Raw genomic sequence first — 12,052 nt, forward strand, 5'->3', positions numbered from 1 at the left:
GTTATAATGCAATATATACGTGGAAAATGCCGCCGTGGTTTCTATATCTGTGGCGAAAACGCAAGTGTGATCGAGTTGGGAGGCTTGGTGATGAACCACAATGATTATGATGATTCCTATATTGCTGACATCCTTCTATCCGTAAGAACCATCGCGCTCGTCGGCGCTTCGCCCAATCCGGCGCGGCCGAGCAATGGCGTGATGGCCTATCTCCTGAACAGGGGTTATCGCGTCATTCCGGTCAACCCCGGGCAGGCCGGCAAGGAAATCCTCGGGCAGTGGGTCTATGCGCATCTGGCCGATATTCCCGAGCCGGTGGACATGGTCGATGTTTTCCGGGCACCCGAATATCTGCGTACGGTGGTCGAGGAGACCATCATGATAGAGCCAAGGCCGCCCGTGATCTGGGGTCAGCTCGGCGTGCGCGATGACGCGGCGGCGGCAAGAGCCGAAGCCGCGGGCGTCAGGGTCGTCATGGACCGCTGCCCGGCCATCGAATATCCGCGTCTGGTCGCCTGACCGGACAGGACGCGCAGTTGCGGGCATGTGGCCGTTTATCGCGCGATCCGGCTGAAAGCGGGCAAGTTTTTCCCGCGGGCCGGAAAGCGCAGCAAAGTTCGCGGTTAACTTTCATGTGCCAGCCGCTATGATTTTCCCGCCACAAACATAATTTGGCGGGAGGAAAAATCATGCCGACGAACAATCCGGGTTTCGACACGCTGGCGATCCATGCAGGCGCACAGCCGGATCCGACGACAGGCGCTCGCGCCACGCCGATTTACCAGACGACATCTTTCGTCTTCCAGGATGCCGATCATGCCGCCGCACTCTTCGGGCTGCAGCAGTTCGGCAACATCTATACGCGCATCATGAACCCGACGCAGGCCGTGCTCGAGGAGCGGGTGGCCGCTCTGGAAGGCGGAACGGCGGGACTTGCGGTCGCTTCGGGCCATGCCGCCCAGATGCTCGTCTTCCACACCATCATGCGGCCGGGCGACAATTTCGTCGCCGCCAGGAGGCTCTATGGCGGCTCGATCAATCAGTTCGGTCATTCCTTCAAGAATTTCGATTGGCGGGTGCGTTGGGCCGATTCTGCCGATCCCTCCACCTTCGAAGCCCAGATCGATGACCACACGCGCGCCATCTTCATCGAGAGCCTCGCCAATCCCGGCGGCACCTTCGTCGATATCGCCGCAATCGCCGCCGTTGCCCACAAGCATGGTCTGCCGCTGATCGTCGACAACACCATGGCAAGCCCCTACCTCATCCGGCCACTGGAACATGGCGCCGACATCGTCGTGCACTCGCTGACGAAATTCCTCGGCGGACACGGCAATTCCATGGGTGGCGTCATCATCGATGGCGGCACCTTCGACTGGTCGGCTTCCGGCAACTATCCGATGCTGTCGGCGCCGAGGCCGGAATATAATGGTGTCGTGCTGCACGCGACCTTCGGCAATTTTGCCTTCGCCATTGCGTGCCGCGTCCTCGGCCTGCGCGATCTCGGCCCGGCAATCTCGCCGTTCAACGCCTTCCTCATTCTGACTGGCATCGAGACGCTGCCGCTGCGCATGCAGCGCCACTCCGACAATGCGCTCGCCGTTGCGCGGTGGCTGAAGGAGCAGGAGAAGGTGGCCTGGGTGAACTATGCCGGGCTCGAGGATGATCCGAACCATGCGCTGCAGCAGCGCTACTCGCCGAAGGGAGCAGGATCGGTCTTCACCTTCGGACTGAAGGGCGGCTATGACGCGGGCAAGGGACTGGTGGAGGGCCTGGAGCTCTTCTCGCATCTCGCCAACATCGGTGACACGCGCTCTCTGGTCATTCATCCCGCCTCGACGACGCACAAGCAGCTGACCGACGAACAGAAAGTCGCCGCCGGCGCCGGCCCCGATGTGGTGCGTCTGTCGGTCGGCATCGAGGACGTCAAGGACATCATCGCCGATCTCGAACAGGCGCTGGCGAAAGTCTGAGGGCCGCGCCGACAAAAGGCTGAAAAAGTCTGACGGCTATCTTTGATGGGTCGTCGTTTCGTGCTTGTCTCGGTCCCGCGATCGCAAGGAAGCGGGCGCGGATCGCTGCGACCTTTCGGCCGAAGCGCATCGACAGGAGGCATTTGTGACGACATATCTGCGATTGAATATCGATGGCGTCGAGCCGGAGACCGGCGCGCCCGCCGCAGATCGGCTCGTCTCGGGAGCTCCGAGCTTTCGCACCTGGAACCTCGATGAGGCCGATGGCGGCCTTTATGCGGGTGTCTGGGAGGCGTCGCCGGGGAAATGGAAAATCGTCTATGACGAGTGGGAGTACTTTCATATCCTCTCCGGCTATTCGGTGCTAACTGCGGAGGATGGCGAGGCTTTTCATTTGCGTGCCGGTGACCGGATGATTTTGAAGCCGGGCTTCAAGGGGACTTGGGAAGTCATTGAAACGACTCGCAAGGACTATGTGATCCGCCTTTGAAAAGGCGCTTGAATCAAAACGTGAAGCTCGGCGCCTTCAGCTGAAGGGCGAGCCATTCCATGCGCTTCGGCCCTAGCCGTTATGCTTGCCGTAGGTTGTGTCACTGGCGCTTCATTAAACTGTCATCAAACTGAAACAAAGCGGCATTAGAGCCATCGTTGTCGCCAGGAGATTGAGGTGGGGAGGTGATTTATAATGAATACCTCGTGCCGGTCTTCTGCTCGCCATCCTTTCGTTCACTTGAGGAAGTGAGTCTACTATGCTTAATCTGAAACTCCGTTCTCTTTGCCTGACCGCTGGCCTGGTTGTCACCATGGCCGCTTCGGCTATGGCTGCCGACATCACGGGCGCCGGCTCGAGCTTCATCGCGCCGGTTCTGTCCAAGTGGGCCGAAGGCTATAAGGCTGCGACGAACAATGTCGTCAACTACCAGTCGGTCGGTTCGGGCGCTGGCATCAAGCAGCTGCTCGACAAGACCATCGTATTCGGCGCTTCGGACAAGCCGATGAGCGACGCTGACCTTGAGAAGAATGGCATTGCTCAGTTCCCGATGATCTCCGGCGGCATCGTCGTTTCCTATAACGTTGAAGGCGTAAAGCCGGGCGAACTCGTTCTCGACGGCAAGACGCTGGCCGACATCTTCCTCGGCAAGATCGCCAAGTGGGACGATGCGGCCATCAAGGCCCTCAACCCCGACGTTAAGCTGCCTTCCGGGCCGATCTCGGTCGTTTATCGCGCCGACAGCTCGGGCACGACCTTCAACTTCACCGACTACCTGGCGAAGGTTTCGCCGGAGTGGAAGGAAAAGGTTGGTTCGAACACGGCGGTTGAATGGCCGGTCGGCTTCGGCGCCAAGGGCTCCGAGGGCGTTTCCACCACTGTCAACCAGACAGCTGGTTCGATCTCCTACGTTGAATATTCCTACGTCGTCGCCAACCACATCGGTTTCGCGAAGATGAAGAATGCTGCCGGCAAGGTTATCGAGCCGAGCCTCGACACATTCAAGGCTGCCGCTTCCAACGCTGATTGGGCCCATGCCAAGAACTTCAACCTGATCATCACCAATCAGCCGGGCGACAAGAGCTGGCCGATTGCAGCTTCGACCTGGGTTCTCCTCTACAAGAAGCCGGCAGATCCTGCTCAGAACGAGGCAGCGCTGAAGTTCTTCAAGTGGTCTTATGAAAAGGGTCAGAAGGACGCGACCGACCTGTCCTATCTTCCGGTTCCGGAAACTGTTGCCAAGGTTGTCGAAGAGTCCTGGAAGAAGGACTTTGGCACGAAGTAATTTGTGCTGGATGAGAGTTGCGGCGGACAGGGTATGGCCCTGTCCGCCTTTCGTGACAGGACAAGGGGAAATCGATGGCTGACGCGACTCAGACGGCTGGCTTCCAGGCACTGGATACCAGCGCCAGCACCAGAAAATTCCGGCTACAGGATCGGATTTTCTATTTTATGACGCTTGGCTCGGCTAGTCTTGTCGTGCTTCTGCTGCTGGCAATCATCGCGGTTCTTATCATCGCTGCCTTGCCAACCTTCCAGGCCTTCGGATTCTCGTTCCTTTGGGGCACGAAGTGGAGCGCTCCCGCCGATATCTATGGTGCCGTGCCTGCCGTGGTCGGCACGCTGGTGAGTTCGCTCATCGCCATGCTGATTGCCGTTCCCCTTGGCATCGGCATCGCCATCTTCCTCACGGAACTTTGCCCCGGCAGCCTGCGACGTCCGATCAGTACGGCCATCGAGCTTCTGGCCGGTGTTCCCTCCATTATCTACGGCATCGTCGGTCTGTTCATTCTCGTGCCGCTGATGCAGACCTATATCCTGCCCTTCCTTATCATGACGATCGGCCAGGTGCCGTTGATCGGCTTGCTGTTCCAGCCGCCGGCGCCGGGCGTCGGCCTGTTGACGGCAAGTCTCGTGCTGGCCGTTATGATCCTGCCGTTCATCACCGCGATCTCCCGCGACGTGTTCACCACCGTGCCGCCGATGCTGCGTGAATCGGCTTACGGCATGGGCATGACCACATGGGAAGTGGCTCGCCACATCCTGATCCCCTATACACGTCGCGGCCTCGTCGGCGGCATCATGCTCGGCCTCGGCCGCGCGCTTGGCGAAACCATGGCCGTCACCTTCGTCATAGGCTCGGTGAGCCGTCTGCAATCGTCGATCATCTCGCCGTCCACCACCATTTCCGCCCAGATCGCGAACAACTTCGGCGATGCCGACGGTCTGCAATTGTCGAGCCTGATTGCGCTCGGCCTACTTCTGTTCGTCCTTTCCTTCTGCGTGCTTGCGCTGGCGAGGTGGATGATCGGCAGCAGCGACTCGCACTGAGGAAAAAACCCATGGACAATGCAATTCGTCAGAACCTCGTGTCGAGGCGCTATGGGAAGAACCGGGTGATGATGGCCTTGTGCTTCATCGCGGCCATCCTCGGCATATTCTTTCTCAGCGTGATCCTTGCGACACTGCTTTATCGCGGTGTATCGGCGCTCAATCTCGACGTTTTCACCATGTCGATCCCGGCCCAGGGCTCGCGCGGTGGCCTGATCAACGCAATCTACGGCACCGTGCTGGTCACGGGCCTCGCCATCGTGATCGCCGCGCCGATCGGCATTCTCGCCGCCACCTATCTGGTGGAATATGCCAACGGCTCCAAGCTTGCCGAGGCTGCCAAGTTCCTCAATGACATCCTGCTGTCCGCACCCTCGATCATCATCGGCGTATTCGTCTACGGCGCCGTGGTGGTGCCCATGCACGGCAACTCCGCCATTGCCGGCATCCTCGCGCTGGCGCTGATCGCCCTTCCGGTCGTCAACCGCACGACGCAGGACATGCTGTTGCTGGTGCCAAACGCGCTTCGTGAGGCGACCGCCGCGCTCGGTGCGCCGCGTTGGAAGTCCATGACGATGGTGGTCTACCGTTCCGCGTGGACGGGCATCCTCACCGGCATCCTGCTGGCCGTCGCCCGCATCAGCGGCGAAACCGCGCCGCTTCTCTTTACGGCCGGTTACAGTAAATTCATGAATGCAGACCTGACCGGTCCAATAGCCACGCTGCCGGTTGCCATCAATACGCTCGCCGCCGATGCAGGCGAGGATCTTAAACAACTGGCCTGGGCCGGCGCGCTGATCATCACCGTTGCCATCCTTGCCCTCAACATCCTTGCCCGTGTCTTGAGTGGGCGTCGCCAATGACGCAGCCGCCGAACGATAGGAATGAAACCATGAACATGAGCGACAACAATTTCCAGAGCGTCAACGCACAGCCGGGGAAGGACGCCGTTTCTCAGTCGGATCTCGGCATGCTCGCGAAACTTCAGGTGAAGAACCTTGATTTCACCTATCAGAACGGCCATCGCGTTCTGAAGGGTGTGAATATGGACATCCGCAAAAATGCGGTCACCGCCTTCATCGGCCCTTCGGGTTGCGGTAAGTCCACGCTTCTGCGCACCTTCAACCGGATGTATGATCTTTATCCGGGCCAGACGGTTGCGGGAGAGATCCTGCTGGACGGCCGCAATATTCTCACCAAGGACGTCGATCTGAACGATTTGCGCGCCAAGGTCGGTATGGTGTTCCAGAAGCCCACGCCGTTCCCGATGTCGATCTATGAAAACGTCGCTTTCGGCATTCGGCTCTATGAGAAGATTTCCAAGGCGGAAATGGACGTTCGCGTCGAAGCGGCACTGACGGAAACAGCGTTATGGAGCGAAGTGAAGGAAAAGCTGCACCAGAGCGGTCTCGGCCTTTCCGGCGGCCAGCAGCAGCGTCTCTGTATCGCCCGCGCCATCGCGCTGCGCCCGGAAGTCTTGCTTCTTGACGAGCCGACTTCGGCTCTCGATCCGATCTCCACGGCCAAGGTCGAGGAACTGGTGTCGCAGCTGAAGGGCGAGTTCACGATCGTCATCGTCACGCACAACATGCAGCAGGCGAGCCGTATCTCCGACAGTACCGCCTTCATGTACCTCGGCGACCTGATCGAATACGGCCCGACCGAGCAGATCTTCCAGGCGCCGAAGGTCAAGCGCACGGAAGACTACATCACCGGCCGTTACGGCTGATACGGTCCAGACCCGGCCGAACCCAACCATTTGCGATGGCGCGCCGAGCGGGCGCGCCATTTTGCATTTTAAGTCGTGATCGTGAATTTTGCCGGTTGCCGCGCCCGAGGCTCGCCGAGCCGGCGAATATCCGCCTCTGCCGGGCGGCTTGAACTCACCAGGTCAGCTCGAGCTTGTCCAGGCCATGGAATTGGTAGACGTCCTTGACCTCGGGCGTCCTCTTGAGCTTCAGCCCGGGCAGGCGCTCGAAGAGGATCGGCAGGACGACGTTCAATTCCAGCCGAGCCAGCGGCGCGCCGATGCAGAAATGGATACCCGCGCCGAACGACAGGATGGGTGCTTCGTTGCGGTCGGGCTTGAAGGTGAGGGGATCGGAAAATTTCGTCGGGTCCAGATTGGCGGCAGCGAGAATCATCGCCACCTTGTCGCCGCGCTCGAAGGATATCCCGTCGATTTCCGTCGGCTCCAGGCACCAGCGGTCGAAGATGTGCACGGGCGCGCAGATGCGCAGCGTCTCTTCCACCGTGCGTTCCGTCGTCGCCTCGTCCCTGAAAAGCTCGGCCGGCGAATAATCGCTTTCCAGGATGACGCGCACGGAATTGCCGATCTGATGCACCGTTGCTTCATGGCCGGCATTGAGCAGCACGATCGTCGTCGACACCAGTTCGTCTTCGGTCAGATACTGACCCTTGTGCTCGGTGGTGATCATGTGCGTCAAAAGATCGTCGCGCGGATTGGCGCGACGCTCGCGGATGACGGTTTTCACATAGTCGGCGAATTCCTTTGCGGCCTGATCCGCCGCGTCTTCGTCGGCAGCCGTACGGCCGAACATGTACATGCGGACATAGGCGTGTGACCACTTCAGCAGCTGCGGCCCCATTTCTTCCGGTATGCCGATCATCCGCGCGATCATGGTGACGGGAATGATGTCGGCAAAGGCCGACAGAAGCTCGACTTCACCGTCCTTCTCGAAGCCGTCGATCAGGCGGTTGGCCAGCTCGGCCAGTTCCGGCTTCATCTTCTCGACATGGCGGGAAACGAAGGCGCGGTTGACGAGGGTGCGCAGGCGCGTGTGCTCGGGCGGTTCGATTTCGAGGAGCGAGTACTGTTCGGCAAGATCGAAATTCTTCAGATGCGGCAGAGGCGCCGGCATGCCGAGCTCTTCACGCGTGGCGATGTGCAGGATCTGGCGGCCGAAGCGGCGGTCGCGCAGCAAGCCGTTCACATGGTCATAGCCGGTGAAATACCATCGTTTCTGCTCCTCCCAGTAGAAGGTGGGGCATTGCGCATGCAAGGCGGCATAGACCGCATTGGGATTGGTGTAGAAGGCGGGATCGCGGGCGTCGAGAGAGACGCGGCGGGCCGCCGAATCGATGGAGAGGAGAGAAGATGTGGTCATGATGAAAAGGATTATCGGAATAAATCGCGCCGGAAAAGCCCGTCACATGCCCGCGAGCTTGCCCATGCGCCGCAGGGCGTGAATCTGGTCGTCGAGCGTCGGAACCAGTTCGCCGCCATCTGTGTCTGGCGGCGCGTCGGCCGTCTTTGCAATCTCCATTTCGTCGAAGACGATGGTGCAATTTCGGCCTGCGCGCTTGGCGGCGTAAAGCGCGCGATCGGCGGAGGAGACGATCCGATCCCAGCTGACGGTGTCACGCGGCATGATTGCCACGCCGATGCTGACCGTCGCCGGCACCAGGGAACGATCCGCGAGCAGCGGCACGCGGCAGAAATCGGCGCGAATCGTTTCCGCCAGCGCCTCGGCCTGCGCCTGATCGTCTATGGGGACGAAGGCGACGAATTCCTCGCCGCCCATGCGGCCGAACGCGCCGCTACGCGGCACGAACTGGCGAGCGATGCGCGCAAATTCAATGAGCACGAGATCGCCCGTCTGGTGTCCGTAGCGATCGTTGATCGCTTTGAAGCGGTCGAGATCAAACAACAGTGCAGCGAGCTTTTGCGGCTGCCGTTGTCCCTCTCCGACAAGAATCTCGTAGCTGTCCTGAAGGCCGCGGCGGTTCAAGACGCCGGTCAGCGTATCGGTGATGGAAATTGCCCGCCAACGACGCTCCGCGCGCTCCATCAGCAGCTTGCCCATCAATGCGACAGCGACCGTGATGAACAGCGCGTCGCCGAGCGCCACATAGCCACGATAGATCAAGGCCTCTTCCGGCGTAGGAGTGAAGAGTGCCATCCAGAGGGAGGACACGAAGCAAAGGCAGGCTAGAGCCATGAACACAAAGCCCAATTGGCCGCGCGCCTGCTCCCGCCGACCCTCGGCGGGGCGGACCGCGGAGGCGAGCAATGTCGCGCCGACAGCGCCGGCCAGGTCATGCACGATGATGCGATTGACCAAGCTGTCATTGACCCATGGCAGGCTGACGCCGACCAGCCAGATGACGGGCGGCAGCAGGGCCGACCATTCGAGCTTGCGCTTGTCGAGCCATCGAAAGCCGGCAATCCAGGCGCTTTCGCCAAGCAGCGCGATCGCATTGCCGATCTCGATCGACAATATGTCGGGAATGAAACCGCGGGCCGCCACCAGCGCAAATCCAATCGCATTCACGATAAAGCCCAGCGCCCACATCAGATAGGCGGGCGATCGGCGATCGTGCCACCAGGCAAGAAGAAACACGGCCGCCAGGGTGATGGCTTCCGAGCACCAGATGATCAACCCTGTGGTCATGTTAAGCACGATCGGTCGTTCTCCCTGCCAGGGTTCTCTCGTCGCGCGAAAGGCGTGACGATTCCTGCGCTGGACCCATCCTTGCCGAATAAGATGGTAAGTTCCTTAAGTGTCTTGGTAAATTTTGCCTGTGTCTGCGCCTTGTGCGGCGCCGGCACCGTCCTTCATGCTTCCTTCACCTTGCGGTCGGGAAAAGCGGTGAGTTGCGCATGGCGCGGTGCCCAGTGTGTTGGCACCACGAAAGCGGCAGTTAGAAATGCTTTGTCAACGCTTCCTAGGGCATTAGTGCTTTTTGAGGTTATGCTTTCGTGCGTCTTGAAGTGCAGGGCAGGGACACTCTATGTAGGGGTAAAGGATTTTTACTCGATTCCCGGCGCTTTCGTCGCCGGGGCAAGCTTGGTAAAGGACGCACATGAGAAATCCAGTCGATACAGCTATGGCTCTGGTGCCGATGGTTGTTGAACAGACCAACCGTGGGGAACGGTCTTACGACATTTATTCCCGCCTGCTGAAGGAACGTATCATCTTCCTGACCGGGCCTGTCGAAGACCATATGGCGACGTTGGTATGCGCCCAACTCCTCTTCCTCGAGGCGGAAAACCCGAAGAAGGAAATAGCACTGTATATCAATTCGCCGGGTGGCGTCGTAACCGCCGGCATGGCGATCTATGACACGATGCAGTTCATCAAGCCGGCCATTTCGACACTCTGCATCGGCCAGGCCGCCTCGATGGGATCGTTGCTACTTGCCGCCGGCGACAAGGACATGCGTTTTGCAACGCCGAATTCCCGCATCATGGTTCACCAGCCGTCGGGCGGTTTCCAGGGGCAGGCTTCGGACATCGAACGCCATGCGCGCGACATCATCAAGATGAAGCGTCGCCTGAACGAAATTTATGTCAAGCATTGCGGCCGGACATATGAAGAAGTCGAGCAGACACTCGATCGTGACCATTTCATGTCCTCGGACGAGGCCAAGGATTGGGGTCTGATCGACAAGGTGCTGACGTCGCGTACCGAAATGGAAGGTGAAGCCGCCTCTTGATTTATCCCCGGGGCGGTGACTTCCTGGCCACAGTTCTATCCCATTTGTGATCGAATAGGGGTTTAATGTGGAACGGAACGCGGTAATAGTAGGCATTCGTGCTATGTAGCGTTTTTATGACATAGCATTCGGGCATTCGAAGGGGATCGTTGCCACGCAGTTCCGGTTTCGGGCCTGCGTTCAGTACCCTGAAGGGCGCCGCGATCTGCTAGTAACGAGGTGCAGGTCCGGCGGATGCATAGAGTGGACCGCGATTTCAACTTGGAAATTGGCGGCGTGCTGGAAGGAAAGTGATATGAGCAAAGTCAGCGGCAGCAACGGCGGCGACTCCAAGAACACGCTTTATTGTTCGTTCTGCGGTAAGAGCCAGCATGAAGTCCGGAAGCTGATTGCCGGACCGACCGTCTTCATCTGCGATGAATGCGTTGAACTATGCATGGACATCATCCGCGAGGAAAACAAATCCTCGATGGTCAAGTCGCGTGACGGCGTTCCGACACCGCAGGACATCATCAAGGTTCTTGATGAATACGTCATCGGCCAGAGGCAGGCGAAGAAGATCCTGTCCGTGGCCGTTCATAACCATTACAAGCGCCTCGCACATGCGTCCAAGAACGGCGATGTCGAGCTGGCGAAGTCGAACATCATGCTTGTCGGTCCGACCGGTTGCGGCAAGACCTATCTGGCTCAGACGCTCGCCCGCATCATCGACGTGCCCTTCACCATGGCCGACGCGACCACGCTGACGGAAGCAGGCTATGTCGGCGAGGATGTGGAGAACATCATTCTCAAGCTGCTGCAGGCTGCCGACTACAACGTCGAGCGCGCCCAGCGCGGCATCGTCTACATCGACGAAGTCGACAAGATTTCCCGCAAGTCGGACAATCCATCGATCACCCGCGATGTATCGGGCGAGGGCGTACAGCAGGCGCTGCTGAAGATCATGGAAGGCACGGTCGCTTCGGTTCCTCCCCAGGGTGGACGCAAGCATCCGCAGCAGGAATTCCTGCAGGTCGACACGACCAACATCCTGTTCATCTGCGGCGGTGCCTTTGCCGGTCTCGACAAGATCATCTCTGCCCGTGGCGAGAAGACCTCGATCGGCTTTGGTGCTGCTGTCAAGGCGCCGGACGATCGCCGCGTCGGCGAAGTGCTGCGCGAACTGGAACCGGAAGATCTGGTCAAGTTCGGCCTGATCCCGGAATTCATCGGCCGTCTGCCCGTACTGGCGACGCTGGAAGACTTGGATGAGGATGCGCTCATCCAGATCCTGTCCGAGCCGAAGAACGCGCTCGTCAAGCAGTACCAGCGCCTGTTCGAGATGGAAGACGTTGAATTGACCTTCCACGAGGACGCATTGCGCGAGATTGCCAAGAGGGCGATCGTGCGCAAGACCGGCGCGCGCGGTCTGCGCTCGATCATGGAGAAGATCTTGCTCGATACCATGTTCGATCTGCCGGCCCTGGAAGGCGTCCGCGAGGTGGTCATTTCCGAGGAAGTGGTCCGAGGATCGGCCCGCCCGCTCTACATCTATGCCGATCGGCAGGAAGAAAAGGCCAACGCAACAGCCTGATAACCCTATTTGCAATCATGAATCAGGGGCTCGTTGTCGACGGGCCCCTTTCTATTTGAAAAATCGTGCAGTTTTCTGATAAAGTCTGGGATAAGCTTATGGGACCGCCGCCAAACCCGGTTGTGAAGAGCGCCCGCTGCAGCCATGATGGCATGATTCTAGAGTATCCGACAGATAGGGCTTGGGCCCGGCGTTTTTCCTCGGATCCTGATTTGTCGGCGGTGT

The 12,052-nt window shown here is 59.3% G+C and carries 11 protein-coding genes; 9 read left to right on the plus strand and 2 right to left on the minus strand.

Features of this window, described 5'->3' with window-relative positions:
* Nucleotides 1-90: 90 nt before the first annotated feature.
* The 7 genes from JTP94_RS30585 (at nt 91) to pstB (ending at nt 6,523) form a co-directional block, all read left to right on the plus strand.
* On the plus strand, nt 91-519 hold the full coding sequence (locus JTP94_RS30585; RefSeq protein ID WP_204854157.1) for a CoA-binding protein: 429 nt from the start codon (nt 91-93) through the stop codon (nt 517-519).
* Nucleotides 520-689: 170 nt separating this feature from the next.
* Nucleotides 690-1,973 (plus strand): O-acetylhomoserine aminocarboxypropyltransferase, encoded by a 1,284-nt coding sequence (locus JTP94_RS30590; protein ID WP_204854158.1) that lies wholly within the window; start codon nt 690-692, stop codon nt 1,971-1,973.
* Nucleotides 1,974-2,118: 145 nt separating this feature from the next.
* Nucleotides 2,119-2,463, plus strand: coding sequence for a cupin domain-containing protein (locus JTP94_RS30595; protein ID WP_204854159.1), 345 nt, complete (start codon nt 2,119-2,121; stop codon nt 2,461-2,463).
* Nucleotides 2,464-2,722: 259 nt separating this feature from the next.
* Nucleotides 2,723-3,748, plus strand: coding sequence for a phosphate ABC transporter substrate-binding protein PstS (gene pstS / locus JTP94_RS30600; protein WP_204854160.1), 1,026 nt, complete (start codon nt 2,723-2,725; stop codon nt 3,746-3,748).
* Nucleotides 3,749-3,822: 74 nt separating this feature from the next.
* Nucleotides 3,823-4,794 (plus strand): phosphate ABC transporter permease subunit PstC, encoded by a 972-nt coding sequence (gene pstC, locus JTP94_RS30605; RefSeq protein ID WP_204854161.1) that lies wholly within the window; start codon nt 3,823-3,825, stop codon nt 4,792-4,794.
* A gap of 11 nt (nt 4,795-4,805) precedes the next feature.
* Complete coding sequence (gene pstA / locus JTP94_RS30610) at nt 4,806-5,657, plus strand: phosphate ABC transporter permease PstA (protein WP_204854162.1); 852 nt, start codon at nt 4,806-4,808, stop codon at nt 5,655-5,657.
* A 29-nt stretch (nt 5,658-5,686) separates the two neighbouring features.
* A complete protein-coding gene (pstB, locus tag JTP94_RS30615; RefSeq protein ID WP_204854163.1) occupies nt 5,687-6,523 on the plus strand; it encodes a phosphate ABC transporter ATP-binding protein PstB in 837 nt (278 codons plus the stop codon).
* A gap of 154 nt (nt 6,524-6,677) precedes the next feature.
* On the opposite strand, the gene JTP94_RS30620 is transcribed toward pstB, so the two are convergent.
* Together JTP94_RS30620 and JTP94_RS30625 are read right to left on the minus strand one after the other, a co-directional pair.
* The gene (locus JTP94_RS30620) at nt 6,678-7,922 is read right to left on the minus strand and encodes a cytochrome P450 (RefSeq protein WP_204854164.1); all 1,245 of its coding nucleotides are present in this window, start codon (nt 7,920-7,922) and stop codon (nt 6,678-6,680) included.
* 42 nt (nt 7,923-7,964) lie between these two features.
* Nucleotides 7,965-9,209, minus strand: a complete 1,245-nt coding sequence (locus JTP94_RS30625) for a diguanylate cyclase (RefSeq protein ID WP_210384334.1) — start codon at nt 9,207-9,209, stop codon at nt 7,965-7,967.
* A 412-nt stretch (nt 9,210-9,621) separates the two neighbouring features.
* On the opposite strand from JTP94_RS30625, the gene clpP reads away from it, so the two are divergent.
* Nucleotides 9,622-10,254: an ATP-dependent Clp endopeptidase proteolytic subunit ClpP gene (clpP, locus tag JTP94_RS30630; protein ID WP_204854166.1), complete on the plus strand. Its 633-nt coding sequence runs from the start codon at nt 9,622-9,624 to the stop codon at nt 10,252-10,254.
* A 295-nt stretch (nt 10,255-10,549) separates the two neighbouring features.
* Nucleotides 10,550-11,827, plus strand: a complete 1,278-nt coding sequence (clpX, locus tag JTP94_RS30635) for an ATP-dependent Clp protease ATP-binding subunit ClpX (RefSeq protein ID WP_034507566.1) — start codon at nt 10,550-10,552, stop codon at nt 11,825-11,827.
* Nucleotides 11,828-12,052: the final 225 nt, after the last annotated feature.

Source organism: Martinezella lusitana (assembly GCF_016901135.1).
Classification (GTDB): Bacteria; Pseudomonadota; Alphaproteobacteria; order Rhizobiales; family Rhizobiaceae; genus Rhizobium; species Rhizobium lusitanum_D.

What these genes read in the sequence shown, in the direction of transcription:
- clpX (WP_034507566.1), top strand. Translation starts at nt 10,550, where the DNA reads ATGAGCAAAGTCAGCGGCAGCAACGGCGGCGACTCCAAGAACACGCTT.
- pstS (WP_204854160.1), top strand. Translation starts at nt 2,723, where the DNA reads ATGCTTAATCTGAAACTCCGTTCTCTTTGCCTGACCGCTGGCCTGGTT.
- JTP94_RS30585 (WP_204854157.1), top strand. Translation starts at nt 91, where the DNA reads ATGAACCACAATGATTATGATGATTCCTATATTGCTGACATCCTTCTA.
- pstB (WP_204854163.1), top strand. Translation starts at nt 5,687, where the DNA reads ATGAACATGAGCGACAACAATTTCCAGAGCGTCAACGCACAGCCGGGG.
- pstA (WP_204854162.1), top strand. Translation starts at nt 4,806, where the DNA reads ATGGACAATGCAATTCGTCAGAACCTCGTGTCGAGGCGCTATGGGAAG.
- JTP94_RS30590 (WP_204854158.1), top strand. Translation starts at nt 690, where the DNA reads ATGCCGACGAACAATCCGGGTTTCGACACGCTGGCGATCCATGCAGGC.
- JTP94_RS30625 (WP_210384334.1), bottom strand. Translation starts at nt 9,209, where the DNA reads ATGACCACAGGGTTGATCATCTGGTGCTCGGAAGCCATCACCCTGGCG.
- pstC (WP_204854161.1), top strand. Translation starts at nt 3,823, where the DNA reads ATGGCTGACGCGACTCAGACGGCTGGCTTCCAGGCACTGGATACCAGC.
- JTP94_RS30620 (WP_204854164.1), bottom strand. Translation starts at nt 7,922, where the DNA reads ATGACCACATCTTCTCTCCTCTCCATCGATTCGGCGGCCCGCCGCGTC.
- clpP (WP_204854166.1), top strand. Translation starts at nt 9,622, where the DNA reads ATGAGAAATCCAGTCGATACAGCTATGGCTCTGGTGCCGATGGTTGTT.